Source organism: Coleofasciculus sp. (genome assembly GCF_046539235.1).
In the GTDB taxonomy this organism is placed as follows: domain Bacteria; phylum Cyanobacteriota; class Cyanobacteriia; order Cyanobacteriales; family Coleofasciculaceae; genus Coleofasciculus.
This window is the reverse complement of the sequence record NZ_JBKHHI010000067.1, coordinates 1-21830: the sequence shown is the minus strand read 5'-3', so window position 1 is coordinate 21830 and position 21830 is coordinate 1. Positions and strand designations below refer to the sequence as shown.

Genomic DNA, 21830 nt, shown 5'->3' with positions numbered 1-21830 from the left:
TACTTCCAGTTTTCAATCTATTTTTACCATCGCCACACTAGACCTCATAACCCCAGATTTAACGAGGTCAAGCCATGAAATCTCCAACATCCAAAACCTGGAAAAATAAACTCTGGCTATTAGCTGAATTCCTAATTCCTAATCTCATCGGCTGGTTGTTCAAATCCAACCTGGGATCGGGAGTCAGTCTTTGCTTTCTGCTGTGGAATTTGCTAATGGATGAGGAAACGCAATCCGATGAACGCCAACGCCGCAAATCCTTGCTCACGTTCTTAATTCTTTCTGGTATGGCGTTAGCAATATCATTCAGTTTTCCTGCTTACTCTGTAGATTGTGAGACATCCGTTAACCCTAAAATTGGTCACGATTTATGGTAGAAGGTAGAAAGCAGAAGGGAATAGTAGTGCGCTCAGTTTGCCTACTTATTACTGTGATGAAATCAACGGCTTTTCACCCATTAACCAATAGGTTTTCATCTTACCCTTGCCTTTAACCCGAATAAACCCCCGTTCGACTAACTCATACTTGTCTCGCAAACGCTGATACGTCGTCTCAGTTACCTGAATTTTGTCTGGTGTACCGCGAGATTCCATGCGACTAGCGATATTCACTGCATCACCCCAAATGTCGTAGCTAAACTTAGTTGTGCCAATGACGCCCGCAATAACGACTCCCGTATTAATCCCAATCCGTAAGCGAAAATTCTTACCAGTGGCGGTGTTGATTTGTTTGAGGCTCTGTTGCATATCCAGTGCCATTTGCGCGATCGCATCGGCATGATTAATCTGAGGAGTAGGTAGTCCGCCAACCACCATATAAGCATCACCAATGGTCTTAATTTTTTCCAAACCATGCTTTTGGGCGAGTTGATCAAACGTGGAAACGATCATATTGAGCAAGCTAACCAGTTCCTGGGGAGAAATCTGACCCGCTAGTTGAGTGAATTTCACTAAGTCGGCAAATAAAATGGTCACATCTTCATGTTTCTGGGCAATTAATCCCGGCTCTTGTTTTAACTGCTTGGCAATAGTGTGGGGCAAAATATTGAGTAACAAGTTCTCAACTTTTTGCTTTTCCCGTTTTAAAGCCGCATCTGTTTGCTTGCGTTGGGTAATGTCATGAAAGAAAACCGAGAGTCCTTCATAGGAGGGAAAAGCCCGCACTTCAAACCAACATTTGATGGATGGGTAGAAGGCTTCAAAGGTGACAGGACTCTGTTGATCCATCGCTTTGTGATATTGCTGCTCAAATGTTGAACCCACCGCATCGGGAAAAGCATCCCAGAAATTCTGGCGCAGTAATTCGTCCGGTTGGCGCTGTAAAATTTGAGCGCCGACTTGGTTAATATAGGTAAACCGCCACTGTCGATCCAAGGCAAAAAACCCATCAGTCATGCTTTCGAGGAGTTCGACGACTTGCTGATCTGATACTCGCTGCTTGGCTTCGACTTCCTGACGCCTAGCAATTTGGCGATTTAACCGAGTTAAATTCAACCGTAGTTCCATTTGGTTAATCACCTGACGGCTGAGGGCTTGTAGGGCGCTGATCTGTTGCGGTGTGAGATCGTGAGGAATCTGGTCAATCACACACAGGGTTCCCAGGGGAAAACCATCTTCAGTGACTAAAGGAGCGCCCGCATAGAATCGGATATTCGGATCAGACGTCACCAGAGGGTTCCCGGCAAACCGCTTGTCTGCTAAGGCATTGGGTACAACCATGATATCTTCGGGATTCAGAATAGCATGAGCGCAAAATGCCTGTTCTCTGGGTGTTTGTGTCGCATCGATGCCAACTTTTGACTTAAACCACTGGCGATTTTGATCAATTAGGCTAATCAGGGCGATGGGAGTCCCACAGATGTGTGAGGCTAAAGCGGTGAGGTCATCAAAGTCTTGTTCTGGTAGTGTATCAAGGATGTTGTACCCCCGCAGAGCTTCGAGCCGTTCTGCTTCGTTGGGTGGTAAGGGTGCAGCTTGAGTGGAAGGTTGGGTAGAGGAACGCCGACGCGATCGCCGCGACGCGATCGAGTTATATAAACTTTTACCGAGTTTTGCCAGCCATCTAATGATACTGACAATTCCTCTAAGCAGATTTTTTTTTAACCTTTTACTTTGACGATTCGGCTTAAACAAGGGTTAACGGTCTTAAAACACTGCACAATGTATTTAAATGATAGCCACACCACTTCATAGATGAAGATTAATCTGAAGTTCTCCCCGTGCGGATGTACTACACCCAGCGTCAAGCCTTATCCCGTAGTAGTTTGAGCGCTCAAACCCAGACAAGAAAATCGGTGGAAACCCTCGCTACATCAAGGTTGAGCGCGATTGTACATAAGTAGGACGGCTAAAAAATCGCGGAAAGCCTCACGGTGAGGCAGTTTCAATTTTTCGGCTGGGGGAACTTCAGGTTAAAACGCGAGGGCTTTCACCTTTGCTATCCTGTAAAGAAGTAATAACGACAAGATTTAGGGACACTTACCTATTGTGTTTGTTCTTAGCGGCTACGAATATTTCCTAGGGTTCTTACTGGCAAGCAGTTTAGTTCCCTTCCTAGCGCTGGCAGCCTCTAAGCTGCTGCGACCCAACATCCGTGACCCCGAACGCCGGACGACTTATGAATCTGGCATGGAACCGATTGGGGGCGCTTGGATTCAGTTCAATATCCGGTACTACATGTTTGCCCTGGTCTTCGTGATTTTTGATGTAGAGACCGTGTTTCTCTATCCCTGGGCAGTGGCATTTAATCAGCTAGGACTACTAGCGTTTATCGAAGCACTCATCTTTATTGCAATTCTCGTCGTTGCCCTCGTTTACGCTTGGCGCAAAGGAGCTTTAGAATGGTCGTAAACTACCCCGTCCATGGTTAGGCATGGAAGAGGCTTTCCCAAAGCCTATGTTTACCAGCCTAAGTTCTGCCTTGAACTACGTTATGTCTAAGTGTTAAAGTTCGTACCTACGGATGCGTAGCTAGTCTGTAGCTCTACAACTCCAGCATTAAACAGGTTATAGGGAAAAGCCAGTGTGTTGGAGAAAGTACCGAGACATAACTTTGGCGAAGCTAACGTTACCCCGAAAGGGAGGGGCGCAAGCCCAATCAAACAACCCATATCCGTACAGGTTAAAAGCACGAGGAAAGTAACTACCCAGGCGACAGGCAAGGGCAATATGTCGAACGTCGGCGAGTAAATCCAAGGCGGTAAGGGTTTAGAGTTTTTTGTACTTTACCTAGGAGGCGCGGCTTTACTAACTGCCCATACTATCTATGGATGAGGTATCCAGTCGCGAATATTTGGATGAATACAGATACAGCAAACGCGGCACCCCAAAAGCCGCAACCCAAAGAAAAAATTCTCAATCCCATCAGTCGTCCTCAGGTCACGCAAGACCTCTCAGAAAACGTCATTTTGACGACAGTAGACGACCTCTACAACTGGGCTAGGCTTTCCAGCCTGTGGCCCATGATGTATGGCACCGCCTGCTGTTTTATTGAATTTGCGGCGATGATTGGCTCTCGGTTTGACTTTGACCGATTTGGATTAGTCCCGCGTTCGAGTCCCCGACAAGCGGATTTGATTATTACGGCTGGCACCATCACGATGAAAATGGCACCAGCGCTAGTACGTCTGTATGAGCAAATGCCAGAACCTAAATATGCGATGGCGATGGGGGCTTGTACGATTACTGGGGGGATGTTCAGCGTCGATTCACCAACCGCCGTGCGGGGTGTCGATAAGTTGATTCCCGTGGATGTTTACATTCCTGGTTGTCCACCCCGTCCAGAAGCGATTATGGATGCGATCGTTAAACTTCGTAAGAAGGTGGCAAATGAGTCTATCCAGGAACGGGCAACTCTGAGTCCAACCCACCGCTATTACAGCACCACTCATAGCATGAAGGTTGTACCCGATATTCTCACAGGTCAATACTTGCGGTCTGAAAATCGCCACACTCCACCGAAGGAGTTAACCGAAGCGATGGGAATGCCTGTACCCCCCGCACTGAAGTCTTCTCAACAGCAGGAGGTGAATCGTGGCTGAAGAAGAGTCCAAAGAACAGACCCAAGAGAATAGTGAAGCATCCCCACTGGTAGAGACGGGTAAAGTCCACGGCTGGCTGAAGGAAAACGGCTTTGAAACCGAGTTAATGGAACCGGATCACCTGGGAATTGAGGTGATTAAGGTACAACCCGAGGTCTTGATTCCCGTTGCCACGGCTCTGTATGCTTATGGGTTTAACTACCTGCAATGTCAAGGGGGTTATGATGTCGGTCCTGGCGAAGAGTTGGTCAGCTTCTACCATTTAATTAAGATCAGCGATGATGCTGAGCAACCCGAAGAAGTCCGGGTGAAGGTATTTCTACCACGAGAGAATCCCACGATACCCTCAGTCTATTGGATTTGGAAGAGTGCTGACTGGCAAGAACGGGAAACTTACGATATGTTCGGCATTGTCTATGAAGGACACCCCAACTTGAAGCGGATTTTGATGCCGGAAGATTGGGTAGGCTGGCCCCTGCGGAAGGATTATATCTCGCCTGACTTCTATGAATTGCAGGATGCTTATTAATTCGAGCAACTCCTTCCCATCTTAAAAAGTAGTGCGAGCATCTTGCTCGCCTACTTTTAAACAAGAGTAAGTAAAGTCAGACAATAATTGTTACAGGTAGCTTTTCGAGCCAAATAGTTGGTTAAAGATTACCGCTTGATTCAGGAAATGTTCGCTTAAATTCCTCAATTAAATCGTCTAGCTCTTCGAGGGCTTGATTAACATCAATTCTCAGAGTACCTAAATTGGGTTCCTCCAACAGTTTGACGAGAAACTCTCGCTTACTCTCAATGACATTTACGCGCTCTCGCATGGCTTGTGAGTCCATAATTCCTATCCTTTAGTTTCGCTATTTTTCTAATTTGCCAACCAACAATGATATAAGTTGAGGCGTTCCCTCAACCCAGGCATATCAACGATGTGTGCAGAGGTACACCCAGACAATAGACCGATTTCCTGGGTAGTATATCTGCCATAACTAAATATTAACATGCTGTTGTTTTATGCTTCCCTTAAGCAAGGAATAAGTTTCCAAGATTTCAGTTGATGATTCAATGACTGAACTGGCATCCTAGCTGAGGAAAGGAGGACGTTTGGATTTAGTCGGTTTATTTTTAATCACTTCGGCAATAAATCGCTTTAATGCCTTTTCGCGATTTTTCATAAACGCTGACCAAAAGCCAGGATAAAATTCATCCATGGTTTTTGCCAACGCCCAAACATCAACAGCCAGAATATTATTTAGGGTTTCATCCTCACGCTTTAACGAATCAAGCTGATCGCGAAAACGGTGTTTTTTTGAGGATGCTTGTTGCTTTTTTTCTTGAATCATTTTAAAAAATGCTGCAATAGAGACAACAGCAGACTAAACAAAACTGGGCTGATAAAAACTGTTTACATACCATGCTACAGATAAGGCAGGACTTCTGCCGACACAGCGATCGCGCTATGAGAGAGCGAATTTGCCTAGTATAACGAAGACAATACGACGTTGACGCTTTTGCCTTTGCTCCCCTAGAGCAATTCAGGCAAGATCCAAGATCTAAAACATGGATGTTCTGCACCCGATCATTTCCCATGCCACCCCTTGACACCGATAATAAAGCTAAAGTGATTGTTGTGTAGATAGTTAAATTAAGATGTTACGCAAAATTTCCTTGGGAACGGTAGGATTGTGGGTTGGGGGAGTACTTACCATCATCGGCTTTGTGGCTTATGCCACCGAGAACGCGACCTTAAATTTAGTGGGATTTTTCTACGGCGTCCCCATCTTACTGGGCGGTTTTGCCCTGAAAGCCGCCGAACTCAAGCCTGTACCTTTAAGTCAACCCACACCACCAGACGTGTTGGAACAGCGACAGCAGACAGCTACTCCCATTCAAAACCAAATTCGCCAAGATGTGATGCGTTATCGTTACGGTCAAGACGCTCACTTAGATAGCTCCCTGGAAAGTTTGGGTCTCTCTCCTAGCGATGAGGAACGACCTGCCCTCAATAGTTTACGAGAAACTGTAGTGGATGGTGCTTACACGTTAGTACTGGAATTTTACTCGCCGCTGATTCCCTTTGAAACATGGGAACAAAAGCGGGAAAAAATAGAAAAATTCTTTGGTCCGAATATCCGAGTTGAATTGAGCCAACCTGAAGAAGACCAGGTTGATGTGGCGTTGATTGCTGCATCTTAACGTTGGTATGTTCTTGTGGAACAGTTAGCTTTTCTGCTTCTCCTGCTTGCGGGAGCAAGGAACACTCCCGCAAGCCTACCGCCACCGATAGTTAACAAGACCACTAAAAACACGGCTAGATTTCATCCTAAAGATAGGGTATTTCTTACGCAGAAGCAGTCTAAGCTGAAGTGTAGCAAGTACATGCATTGAGGAAAAAATTATGCCAGGCGGTAATGCCAACTCTAAAGCTCACTCCGTTAAACCCAATCAAAACGCTAACGATAGTCTCGATCTTGCTGCCGATCCAGCAACCAATCCAGATGAGCTTAGGCGCTACAGTCCTTGTATGTTAAGCTTTATGAGTCCTCAAAGCTGATAGTTTAGCATACTAAGTCCGGAAGAACCTATTTTAAAAAATATGAGCGGCTTAGAGTTTAATTGAAAAAAGTCAATTTAAAAGCAACTCCAGACTTTAAATGTCAGGAGTCCTTTTCTTACTACGGCTTTTCTAGCCGCACAACATACCATTGCAAATATTCTCCAGGTTCCATATCCAAGTCACAAGCAGTTTCCATTAAATACTTGGCTTGTTCCTCCACAGAAGAGAACTGCTGTAAATCACGAGGTAGATTATCCTGCCGTGTTGCTAAAATAGCTTTGAGTTTTTCCAGTAACTCCTCAGGTGAGAGAAATTGCTCCGGTTGATTCGTTTCCAGAACAACATAAGCATCCTCTTGGTACATGATTGAATCAGGCATGGTTCATTCCGGGTATAGTTCAACAGTGATTAGTCTTGGTTTCCCGTTCCTAGGCAGAACCTGGAAGGGTAAGAAGACAAGGCTGGAGTAATTCCTTATATTTAGTATAGAAAAATGACCAATGATCCATAACCAATATCAATATGTTTCTCTCCCTGGAATACGAAAGAGCGTTAGAATCCCTTGGCTATGACTATTTTGATGAAGTCGCCGCCGCCGAATTCCCCTGTCATCACCTGCGGTTCCGCAATGACCAACTGCTGCCAATTTTAGGGTTAGACCCGCAAAGGGTGACAGATGCCGATTTTATCCAGGCTTTTGGTCAGTTTGTCGGCATACGACCCTTTTTAGCACTACGCTATCACGGTTATCAGTTTGGCGAATATAATTCCAGATTGGGAGATGGTCGCGGGTTTCTCTTTGGTCAGGTGCGGGGAACTGATGGCGAACTCTATGATTTTGGCACGAAAGGTTCCGGGACAACTCCCTATTCTAGGGGTGCGGATGGTCGATTGACCCTCAAAGGTGGAGTACGGGAAGTTCTAGCGGCGGAAGCGTTGCATGGTTTAGGTGTGCGTACCTCTCGCTGTTTAAGTTTGATTGAAACCGGGGAACAGTTGTGGCGAGGGGATGAACCGTCACCCACTCGTTCATCGGTGATGGTACGGATGAGTCGTTCTCATATCCGGTTTGGCACGTTTGAACGGTTGCGCTATTTTAAGCGTCGGGATTTAATTAAAACGCTGCTCGATCATGTCATTGACTATTATTATCCACATCTGTTGCAACAGAAGGATAGAGTTGAGCAATATTGCCAATTTTACGCCGAGTTAGTGAAACGAGTGGCAGAGTTAGCGGCTCAATGGATGGCAGCAGGCTTTTGTCATGCTGTTTTAAATACCGATAATATGTCGATTACGGGGGAAAGTTTTGATTATGGTCCTTATGCTTTTATCCCTACCTATAATCCTGTGTTTACGGCGGCGTATTTTGACTATTACGGACGCTATTGTTATGGCAATCAACCGAGTATTTGTCGGTTGAATTTGGAAATGTTACAGCAACCGTTAGGCATGGTAATTCCGGTAACTGATATGGAAGCTGGATTAGCGGCTTATGAGGAACACTATTATCAGACTTATCGGCAGTTGATGCTGAATAAGCTGGGATTTGAGCAAGTGAATGAATCCCAAGGGAATGAGTTATTGAAAGGGACAATTGAATTGTTAAAGGAAACTCAGGTGGGGTATCATGCCTTCTTCGCTGAATTAACCCAGCAGTTTAATCCTAATTGGCGGGATGATGCTTCAAAAATTTTTCATCAGGCGTCTTTTTGCCAGTCGGCTGAACAGGAAGTTTTATTAGTTAATTGGCGGGAGTTATATCATCATATATTGCAGGATTTGTCAACGGATGAATTGGCGAAAATGGCGGAGCGGTTACAGGAGAAGAACCCAAAAACTGCATTGCTAAGACCGATTATTGAAGAGGTTTGGGCAGCTATCGATCGCGACGATAATTGGCAACCCTTTGATGAGTTGGTGAGATGCTTACAAAGGAAAAAATAATCTTATATTCGTCATTGGTCATTGGTCATTGGTCATTGGTCATTTGTCATTTGTCATCATCGCTCCCGAAAAGAAGCAAGCTACGTTTATGTAAGGGCTGAAATCAGGGTTATTATTTCAAATAAATCAATAAATTCAGCCCAGGAATAGTACGAGAAAGTGTCCATAATAACAGGGCAATATAAGCAAGACCTAAACCCCACTGATACCACGCCAATGTACTAATAATACCGGGAATATGTTCCTCTCTTAAGCGAATATCATTAAAGCCAAACTTGAGTAAATTATTAAAACTAAAGTCATAATAATTCAGCCAATTCCAGCGACGATCCCAAAGAATCGGCATATAGCGATCGCGGAAAAAGCCAAATCGAGGCATAACCGGGAGGCGTCCAATCAACAGGCGTAATTGCCGCATCCCTCCATCTTCAACAAAATAGGTGACATTGAGCAGATCATGATAGCGCCCTTGCCGATACAGTTGCCACACCAGCAATAGGGGTATCGGAAACAGAAGTCCCGCCAAACACAATAGCGTCAGCCAGGGTTGTTCACTGGTTTGAAAAATCGCGATCGCACCGCCAAAGATAGCCGCCGCCCCACTCCCCACCATGAACACTGTTTCTAGAGAGGTGGGTAGAATCGGTTTAGGGTAACGTCGCCGCCAACGGTCAAGCAACCAAAACAGTAATCCGAAATAGGCGATCGCAATCATGCCCACGCCGAAAACTAAGCCAAAACTGGTACCATCGGCACTTAATAGCAACAGTAAACTCAATCCCGCCCAGTGTAACCCATCAATTAGCCAATGGCGCGATCGCAGAGTGATATCCTCGCGACCCATTAACTGGAGAATGCTACCCAGTAAACGTCCCCACAGTTGTTCTCGTCGTAATCTTTCCCGGAGATAATCTAAGGAATTCGCATCGGGAATTTGTTCTTGTTCGCGAAAGTTGCGGACTAAATTTCGCAGTACATCTTCATTTCCTTCGAGTTTGGGAACGGATAGAATTTGTCCGACATGACCCACATCACCAAATAGTTTAGCTTCGTCTGAGTCAAAGGTCATCCCAGCGACCTTAACATAAGCATTGGCAGAAAAGCGGGTATTACTAAAATCCATTTGGTCGAGTAGACTCGCATCCCGCATTAAAATCGGTTGCTGGAACTGACTTCCCCGGAAGCTAGTGGATTTTTCCCACGTCACCTCGGTGAGTAACAACGACTGAGTAAACCGACTTTTGCTTAACAAACAGCGATCGCGCCAAATCACTTGGGAAAAATCGGCATCTTCTAGCCATTGGCTTCCGGTAAAATTAGCAAGCTGGACAAATTCCGCCTGACTAAAATTCCCCTTCCCATGAAACGTAGACCGACTAAAATCTGCCATCCCTTTAAACTCCACCTGAGTAAACCCAGCTTTATCAAAGAAGGTATCACCGCTGAAGTTAATATCTCGACCAAACGTAGTGTTACTAAAATCAACAGATTGGCTAAAACTACTCCCCGACCAATCTACTTCCTGGATAAACACAGCCTCAGAGACTTCTAAGCGTTGCAGAAAGAAGGTATTGGCGAAATTAATCGCACCGCTTAGACGAGTTTGATTCAGCTTGAGAGTCCCCCGAAAGACAGTAACCGAGGGAACTTGGTCACTGGCTTCGGTAATAAAGCGAGAATCTTTTGCTAATTTTTCTTGTTCCTGTTCAGTTAACAAGGAAGGCAACGTGGCTTGGGAGAGGGCGGTTTGCAAGCCTAATTTGCTAGCCGTAAACTCTCCTTGAATCAAGGATTCACTTAAGTCTAAAGCGAGAGGGGTTTGAGAACGAGTCAGCTTGCTTTGCAGGTGTTGGTAGAACTGATCCCGAAAGTCTGTATTCTCGTTGGTTAAATCAATCACAAACTGGCGCAGATCAATCGTGGAAATGCCTTCGCTTTGAATCGGGGATTCTAGGCGTTCTTCCAGGAGTTCCAGGGTTAACGGTTGACGTTCTGCAGTGGCGGCGAAGGCGGGTAGGGGGATGAGGAGGAGGAGACATATAAGCAGGAATCCCAGGAGTCGCTTGGGGAAAGGGTGTAAGAATTGAATTGTCTTCAAGGCGATCGCATCGTTAGAGGTTCGTTCAATTATTTTACTGGGTTAACCATCTCCATATTTTATAACATAAGGCAGAATAGAGAAGGTTTATTATTGGTATAATGACGAATGACGAATGACGAATGACGAATGACTTTTTTTAGGGTTGAACCTGCTGAAGTTTAGTTTGAGCGGATCGCAAAAGTTCTTGAGCTTTTGAATAAGATGTTGTCCCTGATTGTACCTTATTGAGTTGATTAATAATACCCTGAAGTTGACTAATAGTAAGATTCCGATCAATTGTCCCATCAGTAGGCGTGTTGGCGAGCAAACGTTGAATTTGACGTTGAGCTTCCTCCAGGGCTTGTATTGATTCCGCCTCGGCTGAGGAGCGAGTTTGGATAATACCTAAGTTCGTTTGATAAGTGGCAAGTAATTTTTGGGCTTCTAGATAACCTTGATCATCTAGGGGAACTTTTTCCAATCGCGCGATCGCTTGTTGCCAAAGTTTCTGGATTTGTTGCCATTCAGCGACAGTATGGGGCGGATTTTGAGCCGCTTTAGCCGCCGCAAAAGCAAATTCTTGAGCCGCACCAATCAGGAAACCGGTACGCTGGTTATTCGCCGCAAAGCCAACCACTTGCTGAAAGTCCCGTTGGTAAGCGAGGAACTTGGTTTTTGCGGTTTGTCCGGCGAGGGTTGATGAGGGGATTTGCTCGATTTGATCCAGTGCGGTTTGCCATTGTGCGATCGCGTCTCGTTTATCCATTGGTGTTGCGGCTTGCTGGTACTGCTGTTTGGCTTGATTGAGTGCAGTTTCGGCTTTCTCTAGTTCAATCTGAGCATTTTTCTCCTGGAATACCTTGGCTTCCATACGAGCGACGTTAGTACGAGCGCTTTCAAATTCATCCAGGGTGAATTTCCAGCTACAGGTAAATAAGCTACAGTAGAATCTAGGTTCGTAACCTAAAAACCAGACAGGTAATTGATCCAGATGATTTTGGGCTAGCTTAACTTTTTCTTCCCCTAAGCCGAAATCTGCTGCTAGGGTAGCATTATTGATCAGTTGATCGGCTTGTTCAACGTTGCGAATGGTTTGGCGATAGTTATGATCCATCTGGATATAACTGGGTAATAGTAACAGTGGTGCAGTCCGCGCTACCGGACGCCTGATCATTGGGTAAGGCAGGTTTACCACCCAAACTAAACCCGCCATACTCCCCAGGATTGCCCCTGTCCAAGCGATTTTACTCAATAGTCCAGGCGGCTGATTGGCAATAGCTGCTTTCTTGAGTTGTTTTTCACTAAATTGAGGTAACACATCCACAACCGTTTCGCGAAGTTCGGCTAATGAAGCGGGGGAACCGGGTTGCGATCGCAGTCTTTTTAACCGCTTGAGAACGATTTCTCGTTCCACCTGATTGACTGAGGAGTCTCCGGTGCAGTTGTGAACTTCTGCACAGAGGATTTGATAGGCGCGGTGATTGAGGCGATTCATGATGAAGATGCTCAAGATTATCTTCTAGTTTGGCAGACCCTTATCCCCTTTGTCTAGCTACGGCGGCGGTTTCTTCTGTTGCCAATCAGCATATCTGCCTGAGTACGTGGTTTCCCTTTAGTTCGCAAGTAACCTCGCAATTCGCCACAACGTTGGGCAATTTCATAGGACGCGATCGCTTGACAAGGTTTCGGTTTTTTGGGATAATCTTTATAATGGGAAAATGTGCCAGCCTATAGACCCGTATTTCGCGTTTGAGGAAGGTCAACGCATCAATTGTTTCCTCAAGCAAAGTCACATTCAGTAATCGTAATACCCAACAGCCTTGAAAAGGAAATCCCCGACGCCTCTAAGACTTCGGGGATATGACTACACAAAATTATTGCAACTGTTCAATTAACTGACGTTTGGCTGTATCCAAGGCTTCGGGTAGCTTACTGGCGTCTCGTCCCCCAGCTTGGGCTAAATTGGGGCGTCCACCACCGCCACCGCCGCAAAGTTTGGCAATTCCCCCAATAAATTTACCGGCTTGTAGCTTCTTATCTTTGTGGATTTTGGCACTAAACGCCGCGACTAAACTAACTTTTCCTTCTGTAGGAACCGAACCTAAAATAACCGCACTTTCTCCTAGTTTTTGCTGGAGTCGTTCCGCTGCGGTTTTTAATGCGTCGGGTTCAATGTCTCCTAGATTTGCCACTAAAACCTTGAACTCACCTACCGATTCAGCTTGACTCAATAACTGATCAGATTTGGCTAAAGCCAATTCTTGTTTCACGGCGTCTAATTCTTTCTGAGACGCTTTGAGTTCGTTCTGGATAGTGGTAATTCGTTCTGGGATTTCTTCGGGTTTGACTTTAAAGCGATCGCTTAATTCTTTGACCACTTTATCCCGCAGGTTCAAATAATCCAATACCGCAGGACCCGCTACCGCTTCGATGCGCCGGATACCGGACGCCACACCCGTTTCGGAGACGATTTTAAATACACCAATTTCCGCCGTATTATTCACATGAGTTCCCCCACAGAGTTCCATAGAAACACCAGGGAAATCGATAACCCGTACCTCATCCGCATACTTTTCGCCAAACATCGCGATCGCACCTTTTGCCTTGGCGTCTGTCAGGGACATAATCGCCACATCTGCGCCGTGTGCCTCAGCTATCCAAGTATTAATTTGATCCTCAATTTGGGTCAATTCCTCTGAAGTCAGGGAACGGGGACAATTGAAATCAAACCGTAGCCGATCAAAGGCGACTAAGGAACCGGCTTGGGAAATCGAGGGATCAACAATCTTTTTCAGCGCCGCTTGTAATAAATGGGTAGCCGTATGATTAGCTTGGGCGCGACGGCGACAAGCGCGGTCAATTTGGGCGGTAACAGTATCGCCTAGGTTTAGGGTTCCCCGTTCCACGCGACCAAAATGGATAAAGAAGTCAGATTCTTTTTTGACATCTTCAATCCGTACTACTAAATTATCGCCGGATAAATAACCGCGATCGCCAATTTGTCCCCCAGATTCGGCATAGAATGGGGTTTGGTCGAGAACGACTTGCACCTCAGTACCCGTCTGGGCTGATTCAACCGACTCGCCATTTGCAACTAGCGCCATCACTTGGGCGGTAGTTGCAGGTACGGTATATCCTAAAAATTCGGTCGCCGCCACTCCAGATGTCACTTCATCCAGACTACCTTGCGCCAATAAATCAACAGTTTCGTGGGCGGCTTGAGACGTTTCTTGCTGTTCTTTCATCGCCGCTTCATAGCCAGCAATATCCACCGTTAACCCATGTTCTTCAGCAATTTCTTGGGTTAATTCTAAGGGGAAGCCATGGGTATCATAGAGGGTAAACGCATCCCGTCCGGAAATAAGATCAGGCTTTTGCGCCAGAATATCTGCCAATAATTTCTCGCCGCGTGCGAGGGTTTTGCGGAATTGCGATTCTTCTCGTTGCAATTCGGCTTGAATCGCATCGTTCCGTTCCCGCAGATTCGGATAGGTGTCTTCAGCCAGTGCGATCGCGGTTTCGGCGACTTGGGTGGTAAACTCGCCTTGAATGCCAATTAACCGTCCATGACGCACCACTCGCCGGATTAGACGGCGTAGGATATAGCCGCGTCCAATATTCGAGGCGGTAATCCCATCAGCAATCAGATGAACGACGGCGCGAATGTGATCCCCAATCACTTTCAGAGAGACTTTGGTTTTCTCGTCACTCTTGGCGTAATCAAGTCCAGCAATCTCAGCCGCCGTCTTGATAATCGGGAAAATCAGATCCGTTTCGTAGTTATTGGGAACCTGCTGGAGGATTTGCGCCATCCTCTCTAATCCCAACCCGGTATCAATATTTTTATTCTGTAGGGGGGTGAGATTCCCCTCTGCATCCCGGTTGTATTGCATGAACACCAGGTTATAGTACTCAATAAACCGGGTGTCGTCTTCTAAATCGATAGCCTTGTCCCCTTTTTCCGGGTGGAAGTCGTAATAAATTTCTGAACAAGGACCACAAGGACCTGTAGGACCCGATGCCCAGAAGTTATCTTCTTCCCCCATACGCTGGATACGATGGGCAGGGATACCAATTTTATCCCGCCAGATGGCAAAGGCTTCGTCATCCTCTCGAAACACACTCACCACCAGGCGTTCTGGGGGCAATTCAAAGACTTTCGTAGATAACTCCCATGCCCACGCGATCGCTTGTTCTTTAAAATAATCGCCAAAGCTAAAATTGCCCAGCATTTCAAAGAAGGTATGGTGTCGCGCCGTGCGTCCCACATTCTCTATATCATTGGTGCGGAGACATTTTTGCGACGTGGTGGCGCGGGAAAAGTCCGACTGGCGTTGTCCCAGGAATATGGGTTTAAAGGGTAGCATCCCGGCGATGGTGAGTAAGACGGTGGGATCTTCGGGGACTAAGGAAGCCGACGGCAAAACTTGGTGTTGCCGTTTTTCGTAGAAGTCCAGGAACGTTTGTCGGATTTGGTTACCGCTGAGGGATTTGGGAGATTTGGGCATGGTGTTTCACTCACAGACTAGGAATGGATTTTGGATTTTAGACGCTTAGAGTTACCCATCCTAGAGATAACAAGGTTTATCGGTTCAATTGGGATCTATTTTGACTTATGTTATCGATTGTTGCAGGGTTTTGGGTTCTCGTCCCGGTTTCCGAGTTTCCGAGTTAACTGGGCGGTTTAAACCGCAGCTACACAAACCAAACCCGCCTGCGCGGGTTTCCACACCCCTCGATTAGTCCTTGTCAAGCCAACTTTGTTTCGTTTGGTTGCGCGATTTCCTGGTTCTTCAGGGCTTATCTTCACTCCTCTTTTCGTGGAGTGCAAATCCTGGATGACTGATTCCACAGTATCAGCTTGAGGGAAGTTTCCCGCTTTAAGGTTATTGTAATGGCGTTGGAGTAAATCAATATCCTGGGATTGCCAAGAGACAAGACGAGTCACTACGGCTATCTTTTTGGCTAAATCGTTTTGCAGTCGGGGTAAATCCTGAGCATTTTCCCAGACTTTGAGAAACAGTTCCAGTGTTTTTTTGCCATCTTCGTAGTTGAGGTCAGTGGGAATTGATTTAGGAGATCCAACCCATTTCAGCAGAGTTTTTACTTCATCAGTCCCCCCACTCAGTAAATAAGTTAAAAATCGCCAGTAATTCCCCCCGGTAAAATAGGTTAAAGACCTCCATTGTTCAAAATTTTCCTGATTGGGTTCATAGACATTATTCAGAAGAACAACAATCTCATTTAAATCCAGTTTGCGGAGATTGACTAATGCATAAGCTGCCAATCCCCGAACCGGAGGATCAACAGTTTTATCCTCAATGAAGTTGAGCAGATCAGGGATGTAGGGAACGGCGGATTCCCCCAGACTCATTAAGGCATCAGCCATAGAGTCACCCACCTCACCATCAACAGTTTGATCCTGAAAAAACTTGAGAATCAAAGGGATATATTGGGCGTCGGTTTCCCCCCGATTGACTAATGCTCTAGCCGCCCAACTACGAACGTATGAGTCAACCGTTTCATCTTTGAGGAAGTTGAGAATCTCAGGACTATAAGAAACGCCGACGTTCCCAAAACTAATTAATGCTTGAGCCGCCCAGCTACGAACCTCATCATCAATGGTTTCATCCGGGATGAGGTTGGCAATCTCAGGACTATAGGGGACAGCGGCTTCCCCCAAACTAATTAATGCATAAGCCGCCGAGCGACGAACAACTGAGTCAACGGTTTTATCCTGGACAATGTTGACAATCTCAGGAATATAGGGAATGGCAGCTTCCCCTAGATTAACTAATGTAGAAGCCGCCGAACGACGAACAACTGAGTCAACAGTTTCATCCTGGACAATGTTGGCAATCTTAGAGGCGTATGGAGCGCCGATTTTTCCCAAATTTTGTAATGCTCTAGCCCCCCGGTCTCGAACATCTAAGTCAACGGTTTTATCCTGAATAAAGTTGAGCATTTCAGGTATGTATTGGAATCTGAATTCTCCCAGATTCTCTAATGCTTCAGCCGCCCAGCCACGAACTTGAACATCAACGGTTTCATCCTGGAGAAAGTTGAGAATCAAAGGGATATATTGGGTGCTGGCTTCCCCCAGATTACTTAATGCTAGAGTTGCCCAGCCCCGAACCTGAGCATCAACGGTTTTATCCTGGAGAATGTCAGCAATTTCAGGGGCATATTTGACGCTGGTTTCCCCCAGATTCTCTAATGCTCTAGCCATCCAGCCGCGAATCGGCTGATCAATAGTTTTATCCTGGAGAAAGTTGAGAATCTCAGGAATGTATTGGACGCCGATTTCCCCCCGATTCACTAATGCTTCAGCCGCCCCACGACGAACAACTGAGTCAACCGTTTCATCCTGGAGGAAGTTGAGAATCTCAGGAATGTATTGAACGCCAGCTTTTCCCAAATTACCTAATGCTTCAGCCGCCGAGCCGCGAACCTGCTCATCAAGGGTTTCATCTTGGAGAATGTTGACAATTTCAGGGATGTATGGAATAGTTTCTTCACCCAAATTATCTAATGCTCTAGCTGCCCAGCGGTGAACCTGCTCATCAACCGTTTTATTCTGGATAATATTGATAATTTCAGAGATGTATGGAGCGGTTTCTTCACGGAGATTGATTAATGCACCAGCCGCCGATTCGCGAACATTTAAGTCAACCGTTTCATCCTGGATAATGTCGAGAATCAACGGGATGTATTCGGCGCTGTCTTCCCCCAGATTAAGTAATATTCTAGCCGCCCAGCTACGAACCCTAGAGTCAACAGTGTTATCCTGAAGGATGCTGGCAATCTCTGGGGCGTATGGGGCGCCGACTTCTCTCAAATCTCCTAATGCTCTAACCGCCGAGTTCCGAACGTCTGAGTCAACCGTTTCATTCTGGAGAAAGTTGAGAATTTCAGGAATATATTGAGCGCTGTCTTCCTCCAGATCACCTAATGCATAAGCCACCGATTTCCGAACTCTTAAATCAACAGTTTTGTCTTGGATAAAAGTCAGAATTAAAGGAATGTATGAAGCGTCAGCTTCCCTAAGCTTACTTAATGCATAAGCCGCTGAGTTAAGAATATTTGAGTAAACAGTTTCATTCTGGAGGAAATTGAGAATCTCAGGAATGTATGATGCGCCACCTTCCCCTAAATTCCCTAAGGCTGCAGCCGCCCCAGCACGAACAAATATGTCAACAGTTTTATCCTGGAGTAAGTTGGCAGCTTTCTGAGCAATATAATCGGGGTTTTCAACCACAGCTTGCAAGTCCAAAGGATTGTATTCAATTAATCGCCCCAAAGCATACAACTTTACCTCGTCATGCCCATCATCAAGAGCCGCGATTATCCCATCAATCTGCCAATGTTCCGGCTTAGGCGCTTCTTCGGCGCTAACCCAAGGAAAGGCAAGCTGAAGCGTCAAAAACAGGGTAAACAGGAAGATAAAAAAGGGAGAAAATGGTTTGGTTTTATGAATGGTTTTTAACATAGTGAAAAGCGTGCCGAACCAGAAAGGCAGAACATTCCAAGACAGAAGGGAACAGGCAAAGGACGTAGCTTGCTTGGCACTTTGCGAGTAGGACAAATGACCAATGACCAATGACTGACCAATGACCCATAACTAAGCTATGGTATCGGATAATGCGTTAAACGCGAAGGAACTGGGAAAATGAAGGTAGAGTTACAGAAATTTTTTAAAGCAACAAACCCGAGCCGGACGCTGGTTGCAGACAATCCGGAAGACCAGAAATTTTATATCGACTTTTCCCCGGTACGCGGGGGGAAGATTATTGAGGAACTTAAGGATAATATTACCTTTTTCTCCCCTGATGAACCCACCTGCGCCTTATTTACCGGACATATTGGCTGTGGCAAATCCACAGAGTTATTGCGACTGAAGGCTGAATTAGAAGCAGATGGGTTTCATCTGGTCTATTTTGAGTCCAGTGAAGACTTGGAAATGGCGGATGTGGATATTGGCGATGTGTTATTGGCGATCGCACGGCGGATTTCTCAAAGCTTGCAAACTGTCCAACTCGGCAAATTGACGGGGTTACAGACGCTGGTACAGGGGGCTGCAAGGGTGTTAAACGCTGAGGTGCAGGGGGTGAGAATTAAAGTTCCGAATCTGGGAGATGTGGGCGTTGTTTCTCAAGAGGATACGGTTTCCCTCGCCTTTGGCATTGGTGAAATCACCGCGAAGACGAAAAGTGATGCGACGATGCGACAGCGGCTGAATCAGTACCTGGGACCTCAGAAAACCCAACTGTTGCAAATGATTAATCAGGAACTGATCGAACCTGCGATCGCGAAACTGAAACAACAGGGTAAAAAGGGGTTAGTCGTAATTGTCGATAACCTGGATCGGATTGATAATAGCCCAAAACTTTGGGGGCGTCCACAGCAGGACTATTTATTTGTGGATCAGAGTGAATGTTTAACCAAGCTGCATTGTCATCTCGTTTATACCATGCCCTTGGCGCTGAAATTCTCCGATGATTATGGGGTGTTGACGCAAGGGTTTCCGGAACGACCGAAAATCTTGCCCATGGTTCCGGTACAGTTAAAAGATGGTAGTGATTGTCAAGGGGGAATCCGTTTACTGCGACAGATGGTTCTAGCACGGGCATTTCCGGATTTAACAGAACAGGAACGCCTGGAAAATAGTACGGAAATTTTCGATAATTTGGAAAGCTTAGACTATCTCTGCTACCGGAGTGGGGGTCATGTGCGCGATTTGTTAAAGTTACTCAATGATTGGATTAAAAAAGAACGGACGTTTCCCTTGTCCCGCCCGACACTGGACAAATTAGTTCGACAATATCGCAATGAAATGACATTGAGAATATCGGATAATCAGTGGGAGTTATTGCGACAAGTGCAGCAACGGAAATGGGTAAGCGATGATCAGGGTTATGAACTGTTGATTCGCAGTCGGCTGGTGTTTGAATATTATTATGAGGATGAGTCTTGGTTTGATGTGAATCCGATTTTAGTTGATGCTCAAGAGTTACAGGGATAATATTTGAGGTAGGGGCGCAAGGGCTTCATCCATCATCCATGTAAACTTAAGCTTAACCCCTCTCCCCCAGCCCCTCTCCCACCAGGGGAGAGGGGAGCAAGAAGGAAACGGTTAAGAGAATAGCCTCCATTATATAAAATGTAATATGGATAACTATATAGACGAGAGTACCATTGACAATCAGGAAGCCTTAGAGGAATTAATCTGGGCAATTGAAGCCTCTGAGGGACGATTTTACATCATGCTAGCGCGTTGTAATTATGCCTATTTGCAAGACCGTTTAATCCAGCAAGTGCAAGAACAATGCGCCCTTGATATTCGAGTCATTCACCTGAAGCAATCAGATAGAACCCTTTACTCGACCATTTGCGCCCAACTGGGACAGGAAATGCCCGACGCCCTGATGGTATCTGGATTAGCTACGGTGGATAATCTGGATGATATGCTGAGGGCAACGAATCAGGTGCGGGAGGAGTTTCGCAAAAATTTCCACTTTCCGGTTATCTTGTGGATTAATGATGCGGTTCATGTCAAGTTTCTGAGAATTGCCCCTGATTTTGAGAGTTGGACAACCACAACTCGATTCGCGATTCCAACAGATGAGTTAATTAATACTCTCCAGCAGCATGTCGATTCCCTATTTTCTACCGCCTTGGCTGTTAATTCCTCTCAATCCTTATACAAGTTAGCCGATGTTTTAGCTCAAGGTTGCTTAAGTCGTTCAGAACTTGACTTGGCATTAAAAGAGTTACCCCATCGGGTACAAGACTTAGACCCGCAGCTTGAAGCCGGATTACAGTTTATTCGCGGGTTAAATGGTGGGGATAGTCCCGAAGCATTAGATTATTTTCAGCAAAGTCTCAGGTTTTGGCATCAGGTAGGGGCGGGTTTAACTGATAACTTATCTGATCAAACCGCTAACCTCACTAAACTCGCCCCGATTGACCCCAATGTCGGGGAAATTGATAACCCAATTCAACCCACTCCGATTAATGCCAAATTAAAAGCTGGATTGGTTTTATTTCATATTGGACTCTACCACTATCGCACAACTGACCGCAAAAAACACCAGGCGGTTAACTGGCAAACATCCAAGATTCATCTCCAGCACTGTATAGACCTATTTGACCAAGAAAACCGCCCCGATTTAGTGGCAAAATGCATTACTCAATTAGAACGATTGCTGCAACGAATGCAAGCCTGGGATGAATTGGAACAAGTAGCGCAAAAGGCTTTACCTTTACATCAACAATATGGTAGTACCAGTAAATTAGCTCAAGATTATAGCTTTTTAGCCGAAGTCGCCTTACAGCAACAGCGCTGGGATGATGCGCGTCAAGCAGCACAGCAAGCTGAGGAGATTATCACTCAACTCCCGAAAGATAAACGCTGGATACAGGGATTAAATTTACTATTTTTAGCTCAAGCTGAACGGCAATTAAGAAATAAGCAAGCGGCGATTTCTCATTTAGTTAAAGCGAGGGAATTAGGGGATTTTGGGCATCCGCTGATTTATGTTCGCATATTAGAAGAATTACGAGAACTCTATTTTGAATCAAAGCAATATTTAGCTGCGTTTGCCACAAAACAACAGCGGCGTTCTATTGAACAGCAATATGGCATTCGTGCTTTTATTGGTGCTGGACGACTGCAACCCCATCGAGAAGATGCTTCTTACTGGTCACGGGATCTGGAAAACCTCTCTCCAAACCTCTCTCCGAACCGCTCCTACAAGGAGAGGGAAGCGGAATATATTTTTTTATTTGGAGAGGCTTTGAATTCTCACTCTTCCGTGAAAAATCAGCAAGAAGCTTCTGTTAAAACCGATAATCGAGAGTCAGTCGCCCCGGAAATTATCGCCTCTGGACGACAGCGAGATTTAGAACGATTATTAGAACGGATTGGACGGAATGATTGTAAATTAATTGTCATTCATGGACGTTCTGGTGTGGGAAAAAGTTCGTTAGTCAATGCGGGATTAGTTCCAGCATTGAAGCAAAGCGTTATTGGTACTCAAAGGAATGTTCCGATTTCAATTCGAGTTTATACGAATTGGATAGAGGAATTAGAAAAGCAGTTGCTACAAGAAGATGAACTTGTAGGGGCGGGTTTAGACGATAACCTTTCGGGAAAACCACCAACCTCTCAACAAAACCCGCCCAATTCTCCAGGTTTAGACGATAACCTT

General features: G+C 45.6%; 16 protein-coding genes. 8 read left to right on the top strand and 8 right to left on the bottom strand.

Going from position 1 to position 21830, the window contains the following annotated elements:
• Positions 1-74: 74 nt before the first annotated feature.
• Positions 75-377, top strand: a complete 303-nt coding sequence (locus ACLFWI_RS08565) for a hypothetical protein (protein WP_446412592.1) — start codon at positions 75-77, stop codon at positions 375-377.
• Positions 378-425: 48 nt separating this feature from the next.
• Here ACLFWI_RS08565 and ACLFWI_RS08560 read toward each other — a convergent pair whose 3' ends face one another.
• Positions 426-2132 carry an adenylate/guanylate cyclase domain-containing protein gene (locus tag ACLFWI_RS08560; protein WP_446412591.1) on the bottom strand — a complete coding sequence of 569 codons (1707 nt, stop codon included), beginning with the start codon at positions 2130-2132 and terminating at the stop codon, positions 426-428.
• A gap of 354 nt (positions 2133-2486) precedes the next feature.
• On the opposite strand from ACLFWI_RS08560, the gene ndhC reads away from it, so the two are divergent.
• The 3 genes from ndhC (at position 2487) to ACLFWI_RS08545 (ending at position 4568) form a co-directional block, all read left to right on the top strand.
• Positions 2487-2849 (top strand): photosynthetic/respiratory NAD(P)H-quinone oxidoreductase subunit C, encoded by a 363-nt coding sequence (gene ndhC / locus ACLFWI_RS08555; protein WP_446357737.1) that lies wholly within the window; start codon positions 2487-2489, stop codon positions 2847-2849.
• 446 nt (positions 2850-3295) lie between these two features.
• Positions 3296-4039, top strand: coding sequence for an NADH dehydrogenase subunit K (locus ACLFWI_RS08550; RefSeq protein ID WP_446380252.1), 744 nt, complete (start codon positions 3296-3298; stop codon positions 4037-4039).
• The gene (locus ACLFWI_RS08545) at positions 4032-4568 is read left to right on the top strand and encodes an NAD(P)H-quinone oxidoreductase subunit J (protein ID WP_446412590.1); all 537 of its coding nucleotides are present in this window, start codon (positions 4032-4034) and stop codon (positions 4566-4568) included. The genes ACLFWI_RS08550 and ACLFWI_RS08545 overlap by 8 nt, the downstream gene beginning before the upstream one ends.
• Before the next feature lie 121 nt (positions 4569-4689).
• On the opposite strand, the gene ACLFWI_RS08540 is transcribed toward ACLFWI_RS08545, so the two are convergent.
• Both ACLFWI_RS08540 and ACLFWI_RS08535 read right to left on the bottom strand, forming a co-directional pair.
• Positions 4690-4875 carry a hypothetical protein gene (locus ACLFWI_RS08540; RefSeq protein ID WP_446412589.1) on the bottom strand — a complete coding sequence of 62 codons (186 nt, stop codon included), beginning with the start codon at positions 4873-4875 and terminating at the stop codon, positions 4690-4692.
• A 243-nt stretch (positions 4876-5118) separates the two neighbouring features.
• Positions 5119-5379 (bottom strand): hypothetical protein, encoded by a 261-nt coding sequence (locus ACLFWI_RS08535; RefSeq protein WP_446378817.1) that lies wholly within the window; start codon positions 5377-5379, stop codon positions 5119-5121.
• Positions 5380-5686: 307 nt separating this feature from the next.
• On the opposite strand from ACLFWI_RS08535, the gene ACLFWI_RS08530 reads away from it, so the two are divergent.
• Positions 5687-6232 carry a DUF2854 domain-containing protein gene (locus tag ACLFWI_RS08530; protein WP_446406832.1) on the top strand — a complete coding sequence of 182 codons (546 nt, stop codon included), beginning with the start codon at positions 5687-5689 and terminating at the stop codon, positions 6230-6232.
• Positions 6233-6711: 479 nt separating this feature from the next.
• Here the strand turns inward: ACLFWI_RS08530 and ACLFWI_RS08525 are convergent, their stop codons facing one another.
• Positions 6712-6972: a chlororespiratory reduction protein 7 gene (locus tag ACLFWI_RS08525; RefSeq protein WP_446406833.1), complete on the bottom strand. Its 261-nt coding sequence runs from the start codon at positions 6970-6972 to the stop codon at positions 6712-6714.
• A 143-nt stretch (positions 6973-7115) separates the two neighbouring features.
• On the opposite strand from ACLFWI_RS08525, the gene ACLFWI_RS08520 reads away from it, so the two are divergent.
• Positions 7116-8540: a protein adenylyltransferase SelO gene (locus ACLFWI_RS08520; protein WP_446406834.1), complete on the top strand. Its 1425-nt coding sequence runs from the start codon at positions 7116-7118 to the stop codon at positions 8538-8540.
• 112 nt (positions 8541-8652) lie between these two features.
• On the opposite strand, the gene ACLFWI_RS08515 is transcribed toward ACLFWI_RS08520, so the two are convergent.
• The 4 genes from ACLFWI_RS08515 to ACLFWI_RS08500 form a co-directional block, all read right to left on the bottom strand.
• Positions 8653-10638, bottom strand: a complete 1986-nt coding sequence (locus ACLFWI_RS08515; RefSeq protein ID WP_446412588.1) for a pentapeptide repeat-containing protein — start codon at positions 10636-10638, stop codon at positions 8653-8655.
• A 139-nt stretch (positions 10639-10777) separates the two neighbouring features.
• A complete protein-coding gene (locus ACLFWI_RS08510) occupies positions 10778-12115 on the bottom strand; it encodes a hypothetical protein (RefSeq protein WP_446406836.1) in 1338 nt (445 codons plus the stop codon).
• A gap of 379 nt (positions 12116-12494) precedes the next feature.
• Positions 12495-15128, bottom strand: a complete 2634-nt coding sequence (gene alaS, locus ACLFWI_RS08505) for an alanine--tRNA ligase (protein WP_446412587.1) — start codon at positions 15126-15128, stop codon at positions 12495-12497.
• A 176-nt stretch (positions 15129-15304) separates the two neighbouring features.
• Positions 15305-18109 (bottom strand): HEAT repeat domain-containing protein, encoded by a 2805-nt coding sequence (locus ACLFWI_RS08500; RefSeq protein ID WP_446412586.1) that lies wholly within the window; start codon positions 18107-18109, stop codon positions 15305-15307.
• Between the two features lie 180 nt (positions 18110-18289).
• On the opposite strand from ACLFWI_RS08500, the gene ACLFWI_RS08495 reads away from it, so the two are divergent.
• Together ACLFWI_RS08495 and ACLFWI_RS08490 are read left to right on the top strand one after the other, a co-directional pair.
• Positions 18290-19642 carry a P-loop NTPase fold protein gene (locus ACLFWI_RS08495; protein ID WP_446412585.1) on the top strand — a complete coding sequence of 451 codons (1353 nt, stop codon included), beginning with the start codon at positions 18290-18292 and terminating at the stop codon, positions 19640-19642.
• Positions 19643-19787: 145 nt separating this feature from the next.
• The coding region (locus ACLFWI_RS08490) for an nSTAND1 domain-containing NTPase (RefSeq protein ID WP_446412584.1) at positions 19788-21830 on the top strand (2043 nt) is incomplete at its 3' end.

Excerpts from the sequence above, each read along its gene's own strand:
- ACLFWI_RS08500 (WP_446412586.1), bottom strand. The coding sequence starts at position 18,109 with ATGTTAAAAACCATTCATAAAACCAAACCATTTTCTCCCTTTTTTATC.
- ACLFWI_RS08520 (WP_446406834.1), top strand. The coding sequence starts at position 7,116 with ATGTTTCTCTCCCTGGAATACGAAAGAGCGTTAGAATCCCTTGGCTAT.
- ACLFWI_RS08535 (WP_446378817.1), bottom strand. The coding sequence starts at position 5,379 with ATGATTCAAGAAAAAAAGCAACAAGCATCCTCAAAAAAACACCGTTTT.
- ACLFWI_RS08540 (WP_446412589.1), bottom strand. The coding sequence starts at position 4,875 with ATGGACTCACAAGCCATGCGAGAGCGCGTAAATGTCATTGAGAGTAAG.
- ACLFWI_RS08565 (WP_446412592.1), top strand. The coding sequence starts at position 75 with ATGAAATCTCCAACATCCAAAACCTGGAAAAATAAACTCTGGCTATTA.
- alaS (WP_446412587.1), bottom strand. The coding sequence starts at position 15,128 with ATGCCCAAATCTCCCAAATCCCTCAGCGGTAACCAAATCCGACAAACG.
- ACLFWI_RS08525 (WP_446406833.1), bottom strand. The coding sequence starts at position 6,972 with ATGCCTGATTCAATCATGTACCAAGAGGATGCTTATGTTGTTCTGGAA.
- ACLFWI_RS08510 (WP_446406836.1), bottom strand. The coding sequence starts at position 12,115 with ATGAATCGCCTCAATCACCGCGCCTATCAAATCCTCTGTGCAGAAGTT.
- ACLFWI_RS08530 (WP_446406832.1), top strand. The coding sequence starts at position 5,687 with ATGTTACGCAAAATTTCCTTGGGAACGGTAGGATTGTGGGTTGGGGGA.
- ACLFWI_RS08495 (WP_446412585.1), top strand. The coding sequence starts at position 18,290 with ATGAAGGTAGAGTTACAGAAATTTTTTAAAGCAACAAACCCGAGCCGG.
- ACLFWI_RS08550 (WP_446380252.1), top strand. The coding sequence starts at position 3,296 with ATGAATACAGATACAGCAAACGCGGCACCCCAAAAGCCGCAACCCAAA.